At 39.9% G+C, this 19407-nt stretch carries 14 protein-coding genes; 11 read left to right on the top strand and 3 right to left on the bottom strand.

What is annotated here, in order from left to right:
- Positions 1-379 precede the first annotated feature (379 nt).
- On the bottom strand, positions 380-2248 hold the full coding sequence (locus ACRD69_RS14620) for a glycoside hydrolase family 13 protein (RefSeq protein WP_430815847.1): 1869 nt from the start codon (positions 2246-2248) through the stop codon (positions 380-382).
- A 24-nt stretch (positions 2249-2272) separates the two neighbouring features.
- The gene (locus ACRD69_RS14615) at positions 2273-3169 is read right to left on the bottom strand and encodes an alpha/beta hydrolase (RefSeq protein WP_430815846.1); all 897 of its coding nucleotides are present in this window, start codon (positions 3167-3169) and stop codon (positions 2273-2275) included.
- Positions 3170-3400: 231 nt separating this feature from the next.
- Between ACRD69_RS14615 and ACRD69_RS14610 the strand changes: the two genes are divergently transcribed.
- On the top strand, positions 3401-4462 hold the full coding sequence (locus tag ACRD69_RS14610; RefSeq protein WP_430815845.1) for a sensor histidine kinase: 1062 nt from the start codon (positions 3401-3403) through the stop codon (positions 4460-4462).
- 2 nt (positions 4463-4464) lie between these two features.
- A complete protein-coding gene (locus ACRD69_RS14605; RefSeq protein ID WP_430815844.1) occupies positions 4465-5190 on the top strand; it encodes a LytR/AlgR family response regulator transcription factor in 726 nt (241 codons plus the stop codon).
- 33 nt (positions 5191-5223) lie between these two features.
- Here ACRD69_RS14605 and ACRD69_RS14600 read toward each other — a convergent pair whose 3' ends face one another.
- Positions 5224-5793, bottom strand: a complete 570-nt coding sequence (locus ACRD69_RS14600) for a FecR family protein (protein WP_430815843.1) — start codon at positions 5791-5793, stop codon at positions 5224-5226.
- Positions 5794-5991: 198 nt separating this feature from the next.
- Here ACRD69_RS14600 and ACRD69_RS14595 point away from each other — a divergent pair, with 198 nt between their 5' ends.
- From ACRD69_RS14595 to ACRD69_RS14555, 9 genes are all read left to right on the top strand, one after another.
- Positions 5992-6990: a bifunctional heptose 7-phosphate kinase/heptose 1-phosphate adenyltransferase gene (locus ACRD69_RS14595; protein WP_430815842.1), complete on the top strand. Its 999-nt coding sequence runs from the start codon at positions 5992-5994 to the stop codon at positions 6988-6990.
- A gap of 137 nt (positions 6991-7127) precedes the next feature.
- On the top strand, positions 7128-7907 hold the full coding sequence (locus ACRD69_RS14590; protein ID WP_430815841.1) for a ParA family protein: 780 nt from the start codon (positions 7128-7130) through the stop codon (positions 7905-7907).
- Between the two features lie 46 nt (positions 7908-7953).
- Entirely contained in the window at positions 7954-8838 is an 885-nt protein-coding gene (locus ACRD69_RS14585) for a ParB/RepB/Spo0J family partition protein (protein ID WP_430815840.1), read from the top strand.
- A gap of 151 nt (positions 8839-8989) precedes the next feature.
- Positions 8990-9526 (top strand): DUF5683 domain-containing protein, encoded by a 537-nt coding sequence (locus ACRD69_RS14580; RefSeq protein WP_430815839.1) that lies wholly within the window; start codon positions 8990-8992, stop codon positions 9524-9526.
- 7 nt (positions 9527-9533) lie between these two features.
- Complete coding sequence (locus ACRD69_RS14575) at positions 9534-11081, top strand: lytic transglycosylase domain-containing protein (protein WP_430815838.1); 1548 nt, start codon at positions 9534-9536, stop codon at positions 11079-11081.
- A gap of 135 nt (positions 11082-11216) precedes the next feature.
- Positions 11217-12626 (top strand): GDSL-type esterase/lipase family protein, encoded by a 1410-nt coding sequence (locus ACRD69_RS14570; RefSeq protein ID WP_430815837.1) that lies wholly within the window; start codon positions 11217-11219, stop codon positions 12624-12626.
- A complete protein-coding gene (locus tag ACRD69_RS14565; RefSeq protein ID WP_430815836.1) occupies positions 12611-14113 on the top strand; it encodes an MBOAT family O-acyltransferase in 1503 nt (500 codons plus the stop codon). The genes ACRD69_RS14570 and ACRD69_RS14565 overlap by 16 nt, the downstream gene beginning before the upstream one ends.
- A gap of 110 nt (positions 14114-14223) precedes the next feature.
- Positions 14224-18015 carry a sensor histidine kinase gene (locus ACRD69_RS14560; RefSeq protein ID WP_430815835.1) on the top strand — a complete coding sequence of 1264 codons (3792 nt, stop codon included), beginning with the start codon at positions 14224-14226 and terminating at the stop codon, positions 18013-18015.
- 42 nt (positions 18016-18057) lie between these two features.
- Entirely contained in the window at positions 18058-18765 is a 708-nt protein-coding gene (locus tag ACRD69_RS14555) for a zinc metallopeptidase (RefSeq protein ID WP_430815834.1), read from the top strand.
- Positions 18766-19407 lie beyond the last annotated feature (642 nt).

Raw genomic sequence — 19407 nt, 5'->3', positions numbered from 1 at the left:
TTTTCCTTAAAGGTAATTCCAAAGTTCACATTCCGCTGGAGTTGCTCTGTTTCTCAATAGTTTTCTCCTATAAATCATTTCTGGCCGGTTACTTTTCATATCTTTCTTATATTGTTGAAAACTAATTGATAAAAAAGTCTTAAGCCCGGACTATACTTTGTGCATTTAATTTACAACGACCAAGTTGTTAAAAAGCAATTGATAGTTGAATAAGATAATTAGAGCCGCTTTCGATTGAGAGCGGCTTTTTTTGAATTCAAAGCCAGTAAAAGACCACAATAGCAAGCATACAACAAAACCCAACTGCTTAGCACCTCTACCTGCAGTTGGGTTTTATAATTACATTGCTACGTTTAGCAATGTATAGTGTCATATATTTTTATTTCCTGATTTCAAGCAGCAAGAATGATCGTCCTTCAATTTTAACTGTTTCACCGGATAAAGAAACCTTGTTACCACTCAGTACATCAACACCTTCACTGGCTTCACCAATGACCTCTTTTTTAAACGGTACGATGTTAACATCCTTAACTTCCGGATTCTTATTCATCACCAGCATAACCACCGACTTATCATCATAGCGGAATAAGGTATATAAACCATTGGCATGATTAGGAGCAAAATGCTTTAAGCATCCGTTATGCACTGCGCTTGAGCTTTTGCGCCAATTTAAGAGCGTTTTAGTAAATTCCTGCGCTTCTTTCTGATCAGCAGTCAATCCTTCACCTGTAAATGCATTGGCCGTGTGATCATCCCAGCCTCCAGGGTATTCGGCACGTATCTCACCATGCGAATCAGAATTAGGATTGGTCATCAGAATTTCTGTTCCATAATATATCTGAGGGATGCCACGGGTTACAGCTATATAGGCCATCCCCATTTTAAACATATCGAAGTCCTCTTTTATTTGTGTGTAAAAACGACTCATATCGTGGTTATCAGGGAAAATAACCAATTGTGTAGGGTCGGCATATAAATGATCATTGGCCAGCATACCATAGAGTTTTGGTAAACCCTGTCCCCACTGACTGTCATCTTCATTTAAAGCTTTCACCAAAGCATCCTGCAAAGGAAAATCAAAAACACCTGGCATGTACGATACATAACCATCGGCATTCACCTTATCTTTTTGCCAGTACGATACAATAGCAGGATTCGTACTCCACTCTTCACCTACAATATTAAAGCCTGGATATTCTTCCATAACACGGCGTGTCCATTCACTCATAAAATCCTTATCAGGATATGGATAGGTATCCATGCGAATGCCATCCAAATCGGCATACTCAATCCACCAGATAGTGTTATAAATTAAATAATCAGCCATAAGTGGATTGCGCTGATTCAAGTCAGGCATAGACTCTACGAACCAACCGTCGGCGTGATTACGTTTATCGTAATCCGAAGCATAAGGGTCCATATTCGTTTCACGCAGGTGTGTTGTTACCTGCCAGCCATCCTGGAAGTTCAACCAATCATCTGTTGGTAAGTCTTCCATCCACCAGTGATGCGAACCACAGTGATTCATAATCATATCAATCACCAGCTTCATACCTCGTTTCTTAAGCTCTTTGGACAACTTCACATAGTCTTCATTGCTTCCGTGGCGGGCATCTGTTTTATAAAAATCAGTAATGGCATAACCGTGGTATGAACCCTCGGGCATGTCGTTTTCCATGACTGGATTCAGCCACAAAGCAGTATAACCCATATCTTCGATATAATCGAGACTCTGAATGATTCCGGCCAAATCACCACCATGGCGACCAAAGTCGTCAGAACGATCAAGGCCCTCTTTCATTCCCTCAACCTCATCATTTGATGTATCACCATTCACAAAGCGGTCTGGTGTGATCAGATACATCACATCCGAAGTATTATAGCCCTGACGCATAGCAGAGCCAGCTTCACGCTGTTTAAGCTCATAGCTATATTTCACCATGGTTTTGTTTTTGCGCTCAAAGTTGATATCGAAGGAACCTGCTTTAGCCGTTTTATCAACTTTCAGGTATAGAAACAGGTAGTTTGGAGATTTAACCTGTACAGTTCTTTCGAGGCTTACACCTTCATAACTGATACTGGGGCGTAGTTCTGAAATATTTTCACCGTAGACTAACAACTGCAGGTTCTCATTTTCCATACCTGCCCACCAGAAAGCAGGCTCCAGGCGATCAATTTTGTATGCTGCCATAACAGACATGCTTGAAACAAGCATTATGACCGCAAATAAATACTTAAATGTTCTCATACTATAGTGTTTTAATTTGCATTCTTATTGTAACATATATTCCAGTGGAATATGCAGGCGTTTTCCCCATGCATTTTCAGTATGTGGTTCACCTTCAAACTTTTCAGTTTTAAAACTTTCATTCTTCACATAGCCGTGCTCTACCATCATTTTATCAACCTTTAGCTGATACGGTTCGTACAAGGCATCGAGCGTAGCTGTTCCATAATCAAAATAGATGCGATGAGTATCGGGATTGGGTAGATTACTCTCCAGGTAATTAAGCACCACACCATCAGCTGCCGGCCAATGCGTACTCATACAAATGGACCCACCAAATACACCCGGATATTCGCAAATAGCATATACACTTATCAGACCTCCCATGCTGGAACCCATAATGAATGTATTCTCTTTATCATTTAATGTACTGTATTTGTGATCAATAAACGGTTTTAACTCCCTGACAATAAACCTCAGATAATTATCAGCCAATAAGCCATGCTCCGAAGCTGCCGGATTATTTAACACCTTATCCTTACTTAAAATCTCCTGCTTTCTGTCATTTGATAACTGCTCCCATGCACGTTGCGGAAAGTATTCTGCATTGCGTTTACCATCATTATTCCAAATTCCCACAACGATGCAATCACGTATGCGCTCACTTTTAATTAATCGACTAATTACCTCATCTACACCCCATTCCTGACCATTCCAGGTCGTAGAGGCATCGTACAGCATTTGTCCGTCGTGCATATAAATCACAGCATACCGCTTATCTGCCGTATAGCCATCGGGTAACCACACATCAACATTACGTGCATCTACATAATCTGAGCTAAACAGTTCATGCCGTATAACTTTACCTGAAGACACTCTGATATCCTGAGCCTGCATAGAGCCAAGAGTTGAAAAGAACATTAAAAATAGCAGTATTCGCATGACAATTTGAATTAGCATCGCCATTATGTTATTAACTACATTACAAGTTCATGACGATAGTTTACATTGTCAAATCAAAATAATAGAAGCACCAATAACAAGTTGTAAGGACAAACAACCATAATGGGAGTACAAACTGCACAATTGCTATTCGTCCTCATTCCTTTGCTATCTGTCCACAAAAGCTTAAAGGAGTATGATTATTTACTTACATTGCAATAAAAAAACAGCATGCAAATCATTAACAGCAATAGTTTAATTGCCAACATCCTGAATAATCGCTGGTTTCAGCACTTCAGTTACTGGGTGTTATTTGTAATGTTTTTTGCATTGGCCTGGGGCACACACGATGATAATTACCTTAAAACTATCTCGGTAGAATTGATTAATCTGCCCGTAAAAATCGCATTGGTTTATATTGTCATCTATTATTTATTTCCGCGCTTTTTATACCAGGGTAAAGTCTGGCTGTTTATCACACTATTCCTGGCAACCATATTAGTTGCTTCCATTTTACAGCGCATCACAGACAACCTGATTATTGTAGACACCTTTTTTCCTGAGTGGACCAAAGAACCAACATTTAATATTGTTCAGCTGATCAGAGGTGCTGTAAACATAAGCTCAGTTTTAGCTATCCCCATGACAGTAAAACTGATGGAATATCTGTCCAATGTTCAGCAACGTGAGCAGTCATTGGCAAAAGACAAACTGGAAGCTGAACTTACTTTCCTGAAAAATCAGGTTCAACCCCATTTTTTATTTAATACGCTTAACAGCTTGTATTCGCTTATCCTGAAAAAATCAGATCAATCGCTTGAAGTCGTCCTTAAACTTTCTGACCTGCTTCGTTACATGCTCTATGAAACGAATGTGGAACAGGTGCAGCTATACAAAGAAATCGAAAGTATCAAAAGCTATTTGGAGCTGGAGAAAATACGCTATGGAGACAGGGTTGAACTCAGCCTTAATATATGGGGCGAACAAAGAGGGCAAAGCATTGCCCCCATGCTGATACTGCCTTTCCTGGAAAACAGTTTTAAGCACAGTACACGTGGTTTTAGCGGTCAGGCATGGATAACCATTGAAATGGGCATCAGAGAAAATGATTTTATTTTAAAGGTAGAAAATAGCATACCGGATGAGATCAGTGAATCTCCGGCAGCAAGTGGCATCGGCTTGCAAAATGTTAATAGACGGCTTAATTTAATGTATCCAAACAAGCACGAACTAAAGATTGTGTCGTCAGAAGATTCGTATCAGGTTGTGTTAAAGTTGAAACTAAACGAATAATTATGACTCCAGTAAAATGCCTTGTAGTTGATGACGAATCATTAGCTGTAGACATCATCTCAGAATACATCAGAAGACTAGATAACCTCTTATTGGTTGACACCTGCAACAATGCCATTGAAGCGATGCAGAAACTCAATGAACACCAGGTTGATTTGTTGTTCCTTGACATTCAGATGCCGGGACTTACAGGTCTTCAGCTTATGCGAAACCTTAGCCACAGGCCCGAGGTCATATTTACCACTGCCTATTCTGAATATGCCCTGGAAGGATTCGAGCTGGAGGCCCTTGATTACCTAATTAAACCCATCTCATTCGAACGATTTATCAAAGCTGTTAACCGCTATTTTAAAAACCATCAGCAGCTTGAAATTCCTCACAACGATACAAGCAACACTTTCAATGACGCTTTTATTTTCGTTAAATCAGACAAAATGATGGTAAAGGTCGTATTAAAAGACATAACTCATATTGAAAGCCTCAGAAATTATGTTTCAATTTACTTAAACGATGGTCGTGAGATAAAAACCATGAACACCATTAGTAACATTGAAGAAAAGTTACCTGAAACACATTTCATCAGGGTTCACAGGTCCTATATTATAGCCGTCGACAAAATAGAAAGTTATACCTCCGGCAGCCTTAACATACAGGGGCATAACATTCCTATTGGCCGCAATTACAAGGAACAAGTGCTAGCCATCCTGGATCAGAACAGCATCGATTAATGTCTGTTGATTAATTTACCTTTATAAATGAAACTATAGCTTGATCTTAAAATCCTTGCTGACTTTATTTATTTCCCTGCCAAGCTTTTTGCTCTCTTTTTTCAGTTCTTTCCCTAATTGGCGCATATCATCCTTAAAGTCATCTGTCCATATATGATGCTTAAATGATGCCTTGCTTTTTTCTGCCAGCTTTTTAACATCATCATAAACAATACGCTCTCCCCTCTTCAATTTTTGAATACCATTTTTAGTCTCCACTTCAACAAGTCCGTTATCAACTTCCACTTCCAACTCATTTTCCTGTGAATGAACGTTAAACTCGGTACCTAACACAACAATAACGCCATTGGAGGTATGCACTTCAAAGGGTATATCAGCCTTTTTGATGCTGAAAAAAGCTTCCCCGGTCAGTTCAACATTCCTGGTATTGTCATTCACAACATAGCGGGCAGCAGAGTGCTCATTAAGAATCATTACTGAACCATCGGGCAAGGTGATGATTTCTGCTTTTTCTCCTGTAGATACTTTTGATGTGGTGCAGCTAACTGCAAGAAACATCAGGCCGGCCAACAATATGGCAGCTTTAGTCATAGATACTTTCATTATAAATAATATTTTGGGTGTGATTCATCCTTACGTATATTCTATACGAAATGTTCCTTGTTAGCGGCTAATTAATCAGATTATTCGTTCATCTTTAAAAAAATAGCTGCAGGTCATTGGGAAATAGAGCTTCGTAATCGGATATGCTTTTACCAAGTAGCAGTATTTTTTATCTTTGCTTCAAAATTTATAGAAAGTATGACACGTAAGGAGCTGACACAGGTATTTGATGCATTTGATAAGATGCATATCTTAATTATTGGTGACGTAATGGTCGACTCATACCTATGGGGCGATGTCAACCGTATTTCACCGGAAGCTCCGGTATCTGTTATTGCAGCAACAGGTCGGGAAAACCGACTTGGTGGGGCTGCCAACGTTGCGCTAAACATTCAATCATTAGGGGCTACACCTATTTTATGCTCGGTTATCGCCGATGATGAGGCAGGTAATATTTTTATGCGATTATTGGAAGACAAGCAATTACCAAAGCAGGGCATTATCTCCACCAAGCAGCGCAAAACAACCGTTAAGACACGTATTATCAGTCAAAACCAGCACTTATTACGAATAGATGAAGAGCAGGATACGCCGCTTGAATCAATACTTGAAAAGAAGCTGCAAGAGCACATTAAAGATTTACTGAACACCTATAAGATTGATGCTATCATTTTTGAAGATTATGACAAGGGTGTGTTAACGCCTGATACGATTCAAAACACCATAGCCATGGCGCAAAATAAAGGCATACCAACCCTGGTAGATCCTAAGAAGCGTAATTTCAATTGCTATAGCGGTGTTTCTTTCTTTAAACCTAACCTGAAAGAATTCAGAGAAGGAGCAAAGGTCGATGTATCGGCCAATGACAAGCAGGCTTTGTTAAAAGCAGCACAACAATTTATTTCAGAGCACAACATCAGAAACTTTATGGTTACCATGGCTGAAAAAGGCGTCATGATAGCCAATTTAAGAAAGCATCATTTTATTCCTGCAGAGATCAGGAACATTTCTGATGTGTCAGGGGCAGGAGACACGGTGATCAGTGTAAGTGCCCTTTGCCTCGCATCGGCACTGGAAGAAAAATACGTGGCCGGCATCGCCAACATGGCCGGTGGTTTGGTTTGTGAACACCCTGGTGTTGTTCCTATTGATAAAAATGAATTACTCGAGGACTGTTTTGTTAAGCTGACAAGGTAGGGGTCAAAAGATTTTGAAACATCAGGTATTTTTCTACGTAGCTAGCCTATATATTTGAGAAAATTTTAACTTTGGCTTTCAGAAAAAAAATAACCATTTTGTAGCCCTTAACTTCAAAACTAAAAAAACACCATAATATGGCTAAAATCATAGCACTGGCAAACCAAAAAGGAGGAGTTGGAAAAACCACTACAGCAATTAACCTTGCTGCGAGTCTGGCGGTTTTAGAATACAACGTTCTGATAGTTGATGCCGATCCGCAGGCTAATGCAACATCTGGCCTTGGTTTTGATTTACGTGAAGTTGAGAACAGCATTTACGAATGCATTATTGATGGCACGGATCCGAAGGAAGCTACTCTTCAGACTGAAATAGAGCATTTACATGTCTTGCCTTCGCACATTGATTTGGTAGGTGCTGAAATTGAAATGCTTAATTTACCAGACAGAGAAAAGGTATTGGGGAAAGTACTTGAACAGGTGCGTGACCAATATGACTTTATCCTGATCGACTGTTCACCATCACTTGGCTTAATTACTGTAAATGCACTAACAGCCGCTGATTCAGTGATCATTCCTGTTCAGTGTGAATACTTCGCTCTTGAGGGTCTTGGTAAATTATTAAATACAATAAAGATTATTCAGAGCCGTTTGAATCCTGAATTGGAGATTGAAGGTTTCTTATTAACGATGTACGATTCACGTTTAAACCTGTCGAACCAGGTAGTGGAAGAAGTACAGCGTCATTTCCAGGATATGGTTTTTGAAACCCTTGTGTCGCGTAACATTAAGTTGAGTGAAGCGCCAAGCTATGGTAAAGCAGTAGTTATGTACGATGCGACATCAAAGGGCGCTATTAACTATCTGAATTTGGCTCGCGAACTTTTAAAGAAAAACAACCTGTCAGAAAAGAAATAACCTTTTTTGATGACGATTATATTGACTGATTAACGATAATTAAACGATGGCAAGAAAGAACGCTTTAGGACGTGGATTGGGTGCATTAATTGAAAATGCTGATGAGGTAACTCAAAAAAGAGAGACCAGGCCAGCTGCATCAATTAACGAAATTGACATTGCAAAAATTGAGGTTAACCCATGGCAGCCACGTACTAAATTTGATCAGGAGCGTTTAAATGAGCTATCTGAATCCATTAAGCAAATTGGTATTGTTCAGCCCTTAACCTTACGCAAAATAGGACCGGATAAATACCAGCTTATTGCAGGTGAACGTCGTTACAGGGCATCTAAGCTTGCCGGGCTAACCAAGGTTCCGGCCTACATCAGAACAGCCGATGATGACACAATGCTGGAAATGGCTCTTGTTGAGAACATTCAACGTGAAGACCTTGATCCTATCGAAGTAGCTATCAGTTATCAGCGTTTAATAGAAGAATGCAATCTGACCCAGGAAAGCATGTCTGAGCGTGTAGGAAAGAAGCGCTCGACTATCGCCAATTACCTCCGTTTGTTAAAGCTTCCGGCTGAAGTACAACTTGGACTTGTTGAGAAACAAATTGGAATGGGTCACGCGCGCGCCATTATCAGCGTTGAAGATCCACAGGCTCAATTGATGATTTTTGATGAAACGGTTAAGAATGATTTGTCTGTTCGTAAGGTTGAGCAAATGGTTCGTGACTTAAACAATGGTGTCGACAATAAAAAATCTACCAAATCGAAAAAAAATCTACCTAAAGAGTACGAGGCATTGAGATCTCAGTTGTCTACGTTCTTTAGAACGAACATCCAATTCTCGCGAACAGATGATGGAAAAGGAAAAATTGTTATTCCTTTTGGCTCTGACGATGACTTGGAAAAAATTATCAGCATTCTGGATAAAGCAAAATAATAGCTATTTATTTGCTTGAAATAGATACGATTTGACCACAACAAAACAATATCATAAATGGCTGTGGTGCTTATTAGTGTTTTTGAGTTTCTCAAATTCACTTAAAGCACAGAAGACAGATACTTTTATTTCTCAAGGTGACACCGCAATTATGCAAGGTGTAGTTGTTGAAACACCTGTTGTTGAAAAAAAACACTCTCCGCATAAGGCTTCATTTTATGCCGCTATCCTGCCTGGATTAGGGCAAGCATATAATAAGAAGTACTGGAAAATACCAATTTTATATGCCGGTATTGCAGGAGTTGCCTATGCGATCGATTTTAATTCGACCTATTATAATAAATACAAATCGGCTTACCGTGATTTTATCATCCGTGATCCCAACAATAAAAGTTATATGGAATTTATTCCACCCGGGCTTACTGAAGAACAGATTTATGGTGAGTACGAACAATGGTTTGAAGAAGCCCTGAACAGTAAAAAACAATATTACCGCCGTTATCGTGATTTAAGCTACATCGGTATGGTTGGTATTTATGTCATTCAGATAGTTGATGCGGCAGTGGATGCCCATTTCTATAATTTTGATATCAGTGAAGATTTATCGATGGCAGTTCAGCCATCAATGATGCCCCCTATTCCGGGGGATTTTGCGGGCGTTGGCCTTCAATTGAAACTTAAATTTTAGTGATTTTATGCAAAAGGTGAAAGAGCTGGTCTTAGCGACCTGTATGGTAGTAGTTGGATTTGTTGCAAATGCACAGAGTGAAATTGATTCGATCCCTCAAATTGACACCCCTCCTTATCTGGAAGAATGTTTAGATAGCCTGGTTAACCAGTGGTATATTAATAAGGCGACTGACAACCTGATGGTGCCTGATTCTATTCCGCTTAACACCACCATCAGCAAATTACCCGATTCTGTTTATATCAAGCGCATTGAAGCGATTAACTCTCCGATGCCATATACTTACAACTCTATTGTAAAAGGACATATTGAATTATACACCATTCGCCGCAGGGAATTGGTTCAGAACATGCTTGGATTATCTGAGTATTATTTCCCAATGTTTGAGCAGGAATTGGATGCGCGTCAAATGCCCCTGGAGTTGAAGTATTTGCCAATTATTGAGTCGGCACTTAACCCAAGAGCCTATTCAAGAGTAGGTGCATCAGGCCTTTGGCAGTTTATGTATTATACAGGCAAGCAATATGGACTAACCATCAACTCCTATGTTGATGAACGTCGCGATCCATATAAATCAACAGTGGCAGCCATCGATTTTCTCGATGATCTGTATGCCATTTACAAAGACTGGTTTCTTGTAATTGCTGCCTATAACTGTGGCCCTGGTAATGTTAACAAAGCCATACGTCGTTCAGGTGGTCACCGCGACTTCTGGAAGATTTATTATCACCTTCCACGTGAAACAAGAGGATACGTTCCGGCTTTTATTGCTGCCACCTATACCTTTATGTATGCAAAGGAGCATAACTTATATGCTAATCCGAACAGTTTGCCGCTTGTAACAGACACAATTTCCATTCGTGAGCCTTTACACTTTAAACAGGTAGCCGAGAAACTGGATGTCAAAGTTGATTATTTAAGAAGCCTTAATCCGCAATACCGGAAGGATCTGATACCAGCTGGCACTGATTATGCGCTGCGCCTGGCTATTAATGATGCTTCTGACTTTGCCGCTATTGAAGACAGTATTTATGCTTACAAACGCGATACTTATTTTGTAAACGGCAAATCAACCGTTCAACCTCAATACACAGCCTATTCACCTGATACACCAAAAAACAAGGCAACAGTTTATTACACTGTTAAATCGGGCGATGCGGTAGGCCTGATTGCCGACTGGTACGATGTAAGAACATCTGACTTAAGATATTGGAATAACATACGTCGTAATATGATTCGGGTGGGACAAAAACTGCGCGTCTATGTACCAAAGGACAAAACGGAGTATTACAGTCGAATCAATGACATGGCTTACGCAGAAAAACAAAGGCTGAGCAGTAAAACAGTAACCTCCAATAAATCTTCGGCACCGAAGAAAAATGGACCAACTGATCCGAATTATGAATATTACACGGTGCGTTCAGGCGATAATCTATGGAGCATTGCAAAAAAATACCCGGGCATCTCTAATAAAAACATTATGAGCTTAAACGGATTAAATGAATCATCAAAACTATGGGTTGGACAAAAATTAAAGATCAGACCAAAATCATAGTTGCCCGATAAGAATTAAACAAGGGGTGAATAGTAACTCTGGTTCAACTTTTTATGTTGAACCCAGGTTAATATTCACCCCTTGTTCATCACATTAACTGATAATTGCTTATTTTACAGAAAATAATAATCCTTCATGAATCAACAGCTTCGCATATTTTTGTACTTCATTTGCATAATGGGAGGAGCTGCTATTCTAAGTCGAACATTTCCTTTCCCTTACCAACCGGGTAATTGGACACTAAACCTGCCTCGCGAAGAAGAAAATATTGAGGTTGACAGTGCATTAGTGCTCCAAACAATTGAGGTCGATACCCTTGAAATACCAATTGACCCGGTGCCCAAAGACACTGTTATTACCAAAGACCATTTATCGTGCCCTACACTGTTTATAAACCAGCTGCAGGACTTGCATCAAGAGCTACTGAACAGCACCAAAGACAATCGAAACATTCGCATATTACACTATGGAGATTCTCAGATTGAAGGTGATCGTATAACTGCTTACATTCGTGAAACGTTTCAAAACAGGTTTGGCGGCTGTGGCCCCGGCTTAACAACCGTATACGATCCACAACGCATTAATCCTTCTGTTTGGCTTGACAGTAAAGGGGATTGGAAAATTCACAGTGTATTCAACCGTAAGTACAGACTGAGTAACAAAGCTTATGGGCTAATGGGTCAGACAGCCTCCCTGGAAGCCAATTCGCCCGGAGCATTTAAGATCAGTGCATCACGCTGGGCCGAGAAACACGCATCACATTATCAGAAAGTTCGTCTTTTTATAGCACCCCATACAGACACCCTTATAATAAAAGGTAAAATCAAAAGCACTGAAGTCATTAACGACTCTCTTGCTCCATCGGCCAACCTGACGGAAATTAGCTGGGAATTTGAACAGCTATCACCAATTCTGCAATTTGATCTGTCGAGTAAAGCCAAGGTGCATATTTTAGCATGTGCGCTGGATAGCATCTCAGGTATTTCGGTGGATAATATTGCCTTGCGCGGACAAAGCACACCCATGTTACACTTAACGGATGGACAGCTATTTACAGCCATGGGAGAACACCTGGATATCGGGATGATTATCTTTCAGTTTGGAACCAATGTCATACCCACTGTTGCGCCCAATTATCACTTTTATAAAGTACAGCTATCCAAACAATTTGATCTGCTGAAAAAATACTTACCCGGCATTCCGGTTATAGTTGTTGGAGTAGCAGATGCCGCTCGTTTTAGCGATGGTCAGCTTCAATCATACGAACATCTCTCACGTATTCGTGATGCACAAAAAGCGATTGCTCTTGACTATAACTTTGCCTTTTTTGATCTGTATGAAGCCATGGGAGGCAATGGGTCTATCATTAAATGGACTGAAAGCGACCCTCCGCTGGCCCTGACAGACTATATTCATTTTACACGCTTAGGTGGTAAAAAGGCTGCCGCTTACCTCACCAATGCCATATGGCAGCATTTTAACAGCCCGTCAGAGACTGATACTTGTTTATTCACTCAAAAACCTGCACCATGGGAGAGTTACTAAAACAACTATCAGGACAATCGGATTTGTTTTTATTTACCCACGTGGCATTTTGGGTATTTTTTGGCGTCATTTTATTTCTAAACCTGATTCTTAAAAACAGGCGCAAACTGCGCATTGCATTCCTGTTTCTGGCCAGTTTATTCTTCTATTATAAAACAGGGGGGTACTTCTTCAGCTTACTTGTTTTCTCAACGATTGTTGATTATAGCCTGGGACTGGCCATACATCGATCATCGGGTAAACTAAAGCGAAAACTGTTATTAAGTATTAGTGTCATTATTAACTTATCGGTTTTAGCCTATTTTAAATACACCTACTTTATAGCTGATCTTATCAGTTTAATAAGCTCCGATACAATCAATACCTACGATTATTTAGCCAGTGCCTCCAATTATGCGCTGGGCACTAACTTTGATATTGATAAGATAACCCTGCCTGTTGGTATATCATTTTTCACTTTTCAAACCATCAGCTATAGCATTGATGTATACCGCAAGGAGTTAAAACCCGTAAAAAACATCATAGATTTTGGTTTCTATGTTTCATTTTTCCCACAGTTAATTGCCGGTCCCATTGTCAGGGCCAAGCAATTTATACCGCAAATATACAAGCGACTGGTGCTCTCGGAAAAATGGATATGGTGGGCGGCACTGCTGATAACCGGCGGCCTGTTAAAAAAAATGCTGATATCAGATTTCTTATCGGTTAATTATGTGGACCGTATATTTGAGCACCCTATCTCCTATTCCGGTTTTGAGATCACCACGGCTATTTATGCCTATACGCTGCAAATATATTGTGACTTTTCAGGTTATACAGATATTGCTCTTGGCGTGGCCTTATTGTTAGGTTTCAGGTTACCTAAAAACTTTAATCACCCATACAAAGCTACTTCACTGATTGACTTCTGGCGCAGATGGCACATTAGTTTATCATCATGGCTGCGTGATTACTTATACATACCATTGGGAGGGAATCGTAAAGGAAGAGTCAGAACCCTGATCAATTTAATGATCACCATGTTTCTTGGCGGATTATGGCATGGAGCAGCTCTTAAATTCATTATCTGGGGCACATTGCATGGCCTGGGACTGATCATTAATCATTCCTTCAACCGACTTATTAAAACAAGCAATAAAGCCATGCGTTTTGCCGGTTGGTTTATTACCTTTCATTTTGTGGTGGCCACCTGGATTATTTTCAGGATTAATTCCATTCAGAATGTACAGATCATTTTCGACCGTATCTACCGTGCGTTTATGCCTTATGACCTGTTGGAGGTTATAAGTACCATGCCCTACACCCTGAGCCTTTTAGTGATTGGCTTTACTATTCACTGGATTCCTGAAAAACTGCGAAGCCGCATTAAACTGCGTTTTGTCAAAGCACCGGTGGTGGTCAAGATCGTTCTTTTATCAATTACATTTTACATTATCTATTCACTTCACCAAAGCACGCTCTTACCTTTTATCTATTTTCGTTTTTAATGAGCTCATAAACAAAGCAGTGAAGCTGGACACAAATATTGCTTCAATTGTCAAAAGTCATTTGTTATGCTAATGCTAAAACGGTATATTTATGAGGTAATATAAATCTCATGAGACAGTCCACACTAATAGTCATACTAACGTTTTGGCTGGTATTTCAATTTAGTGAAGCACAACACTTTCACTTTAAGCAATATTCGTTAGAAGAAGGCTTACCGCAATCGGAAGTATCTTCAATTGCTGAAGACCAGTTTGGTTACTTATGGGTAAGTACCAATGGGGGTGGATTATGTCGTTTTAATGGTAAGAACTTTGAAGTTTTCACCAAAAAAGACGGGTTACTTGACAATATTATACTCGGATTAGTTCACGATAAAAACTATAACTTATGGATTGCCACCCCGAAGGGCATTCAAAAGTATGACGGACTAAACTACCACCCTATACTATCATCTGACACAACAATATTTACCGACAACACCTCATTTTGTGAAACTTTAGATGGTAATATCTGGTGTTTGGCAAGAATGATTTCTGGTGAACGCCGGCTTTACAAGATCAGTAATAATAAAATTACCAACGTATCATCAGAACACGAAGATGTACTAAAAGACAAGGGATATATTTACAAAATATTACCCGACGGTAAAAATGGCTTACTCATAGCTACATCAAAAAAGTTATTGATCTTGCGGAACAATGAACTTGAACCCTATGACAACAACCTGGTTGCCAAAGATGAACGTGTGGCTCGTTGGCCTCTGTTCAGAGACCGTAACAACAATCTCTGGTTATCCCTGCTTGGCACTGACGATACCAACAGACTTATCATACACATTGATGGCAAAGGAGACAAGGAAATTAAAGTACCTGAAAGTATTGGGAACCCTATGTTTTTTAAAGGATTCCAGGACAGGGAGGGCACCTATTGGTTTATAATTGATTCGGGAGGCATCGCCAGGTTTAACAAAAAAACGGGCTGGCAGGTTTTTAATAAGAGTAACGGGTTGCCAATCAACACTGTATTTGACATGCATCAGGATGCTGAAGGCAATATATGGATGGGTACTTTAGGTGCCGGACTGGTTCGTTACAGTGGCAACCTTTTCTTATCGCTTAACCGTGCTAATGGTCTTACGGATGACATTATCAGGGCACTATACCAGGATTCAAGGGGCACCTATTACTTTGCTGACGGCGAAGGTGGTTTTGCTACATTGAAAGATAAAACCATTAAGCAATACTACCCTGATGACACACCGGATTTAGGTGGCATTAAGGATTTCCATGAATTACCCAATGGCAATATCCTGATGGCGACGTACAAGGGCCTGTGGGAATTTAACGGGTCATCGTTTAAGCCTGTTAATGAGCGCTACGGCTGGAAGAAGAAATTGCCGATGAGTAATATGGTTATTCAAAAAGATACATTCTTCTTTGGAAGCTACCGCCATGGCCTAATAAAGAGTCACAAGGGCACGGCCACATTTTACAACACCTATAATTCAAACATGCAGGATAACACTATCTTCCATGTTTTATCGGATAGTAAAAACCGCGTGTGGCTGTCAACATCAAGAGGTATTACTCTGTATGATAAGGGGGTATTCACTCAATTTCTGGAAGGACAGGAAATTACCTCATCTTATATTTTACAAGGAGCAGAAGACAAGGCTGGCAACATATGGTTTGCGAGCTTTACCAGCGGGTTGATCAGGTATGATGGAAAAAACTGGATCGTTTTTGATACGGAAAAGGGACTATCTGGTGATAATATCTATTCAGTAATTGCCGATAAAGAAGGTAACATATTTGCTGGTGCACAAAGTGGTATAGACAAATTATCCATCTCAACAACCGGTAAAGTAATTGACGTTACACATTACGACAAGCATGATGGTTTTGTGGGGATAGAAAATAATGGTACTGCCAACATGCTAGACAATGACGGTCACCTTTGGTTTGGTACCATAAAAGGAGCTATGCGCTACAACCCAATGGAAAAGCGCACTAACTTTTTACCACCGGCTGTTTACATCAGGGATATTGAACTATCTTACAAAAAACCCAACTGGCAGTCTGATGACTATTCATCGGCCTATGACTCCATTGTTCCATGGTTTGGCATACCTGACCGCTTAAGCTTATCAAGCACAGATAATAACATATCGTTTAAGTTCGATGCCCTTTGTTACTCGGTTCCAGAAAAGATAAAATACTACTGGCGACTTGAGCCTATCGAATCTGAATGGATAGAAGGCACTTCAAATACGGTCGCCTACCCCTCATTACCATCGGGCGATTATACCTTCAGAGTTACAGCAGCCAACAATAGCAATATCCGAAACGAAGAAGGTGCTATCTATGAATTCAGCATTCATCCGGAGTGGTACAGAACAACATCTTTCAGAGCATTGATTGTCATGCTTATGATAGGTCTTCTGGGTGCCCTGGTTATTTCGTGGCAACAGCGAACCAAAGCATTACGCTTTGAACTGGAGATGCTTATTTCGTCAAAAACAAAGGAAATTAATGAGCAGAAAAAGGAGATCGTTAAACAGAATGAACAACTGAAACAACAGAACACAAAAATAGAAAAACAGGCGCAGTCCATTTCATCATCTTTAAGTGACCTGGAGAAACTGACCGAGATCGGCAAGATATTAACTGCCAATCTGTCAACAGACAGTATTTTTGACCTGGTTTATAAAGCAGCCAGCGAAATAATGGATACCTACCTGTTTGGTGTTGGACTGTTTGTTCAGAAAACCAATTCGCTCGATTTCAATAATGTTATATTAAATGGTGAACGCGTGCCATTTATGACTTTCCCTCTCGATGATGTAGAGCGACTATCGGTTCATTGTCTTATCAAAGATAAAGAAGTATTTATCAACGATTTTGAAACCGAATATAAAAACTACGTTCAGGAAATAAGACCTGTGCCTGGCGATATTAACAGCCAGTCGATCATATACATTCCTCTTAAAAGCAATGATGCACCATTTGGTGTAATTACAGTGCAAAGTGCCGACAAAAAAGCGTACACCTCTTACCACCTGAATTTTATGCGTAATATAAGTATCTACACAAGTATTGCGCTTGAGAATGCAAATGCCTTTGGCAAGCTGGAAGAGCAACGTCGATCACTTGAAGAGGTTAATAAGAGTGCCTTTGAGCAAAACCAGCTAATTCTTAAGCAACAGGCAGATGTTGACAGGCTTAACCAGGAAAATGACAATTTGATTTCTTTATTCACCAAGGAAATTGAACGTCCTATAACCTCTTCAGTTTCTTTGATAAGCAGTCTAAAGCAAGAGGAAGATATTGATGAAGGTGAAAAAGATGAAGCACTTCAATATATTTTTGACTCTCTTTGGCACATCAAGGAAATGGTTAACCAGGTGAGTGAAATCAAGCGCCTTGAACAAGACACTTTTGCTGTTAACAAATCAAAGTTTGCTGCTGTTGAATTAATGCGTGAAGTAGCTGCACAATATGCCGATTTGCTGGAAGAAAAGGAATTATCACTTGAATGGCAGACCGAAGGAATAATAGTAGAATCGGACTTTACATTATTGGAAAAAATCATATCCAATCTGCTGTCCAACGCCATAAAGTTCTCACCTGAAGAAACAAGCATAACACTTGCATTGAAGCAACAAAACAAACAGGTAGTTATTGGCATTACTGATCAGGGACCGGGCATAGAGGAAGACTTAATACCTCACCTATTTACCAAGTATAAGAAGCTGAACAATGGTAAAAATGGCAATTCGCCATCATCAGGACTTGGACTATATATTGTAAAACGCTATGTTGAACACCTGGGTGGTACCATTGAATGCCTGAGTAAGGTAGGCGAAGGCACTACTTTCAACGTAATTCTGCCAGAAGAATAAATTGGCAATATTTTTGTTAGCACTAGCAATAAAAATTAGACTATGTTTTCACCTGTATTATTAATAATCTTTATTGGCTTTGCTATTCTTAGCTGGGCCGTAAGCTCACGACTTAAAAACAAGTTCAGAAAATATTCTCAGATCCCGATCAACTACAACATGACGGGCAAAGAGGTTGCTGAAAAAATGTTACGCCAAAATGGCTTAATGAATGTGCAGGTTAACTGTGTGCAGGGGCGCTTAAGCGACCATTACAACCCTGCATCGCGAACTATTAACCTAAGCCCTGATGTTTACAACGGACGCAGCATTGCTTCTGCTGCAGTAGCTGCACACGAAACAGGACATGCCATTCAACATGCCAACAGCTATCCGTTTCTGGAATTCAGATCGGCCATGGTGCCTGTCCAGAATGTAAGTGCAAAGGTTCTGAACATCATGTTCTATGCAATGATTTTTGGAGTATTTGCCATTGACGGACTATTTAGTCCTAACCTGGCATTGCAGATAATTATAGCATGTTATGCCGTATTTACCTTATTCGCTTTCATCACCTTACCTGTTGAGATTGATGCCAGTAAGCGAGCACTAGCCTGGTTGAATACAGCCGGCATTACTACCCACGACACTCATGATAAAGCTAAAGACGCCTTAAAATGGGCTGCATACACATATGTTGTGGCTGCACTATCAGCACTGGCAACACTGTTATTCTTTATCATGCAATTTCTTGGCAATAGCAGAGATTAACATTATTATACTGACACAGAGGTCAAAAAATATTTGACAGAAAATATAATACTTTTCGTGGAGCTCGTTAAATACACTTAACTGTATTTAGCGGGCTTTTTTTTCAGTAAGCCCAATGGCAACCATAGTGATTTTATGGAAGTATATCAGGCACTTATACACCTTGATAATCCCGACTCATATGTTAATTTACAGGTTTGCGTATGTAACAAAAAAAGCCGGTATCTCCCTTAAAAGCCAACTGTAGAAGTCTAATTCAACAGCAAACAATACATTTGCAGATCCGATCCAACTATTGTTTGTGATCCGGAATTCATCAGTATGCGGATGCAAGCATATTTTGGATCAAGTCCTGTTTTCTTCATCATTGCATCATTCATCAATCATATTATTGTCACTATTTATTCATTTATCATCGAACAAACATCGAACGAACATCGAACGAACATCGAAGGAACATCGAAGGAAGCCCATATTGATAATAATTTATGTAAGTGGCGAAAGAAGGTTTAATTTGCAGGGGCACCATCAGGATTAATGATATGGATCATCAGAACCGTCTTATGTGATAAAAGTTGATGCATGAACACAATTTGAGTGCCTGATTCCAAATAACCACAGCTGCCAGTGGCAGAAAGCTGT

The sequence above is a fragment of the Carboxylicivirga agarovorans genome, assembly GCF_050589845.1.
GTDB classification, from domain to species: Bacteria; Bacteroidota; Bacteroidia; order Bacteroidales; family Marinilabiliaceae; genus Carboxylicivirga; species Carboxylicivirga agarovorans.
The sequence above is the reverse complement of the archived record's forward strand: the minus strand, read 5'-3'. Positions and strand labels throughout refer to the sequence as shown.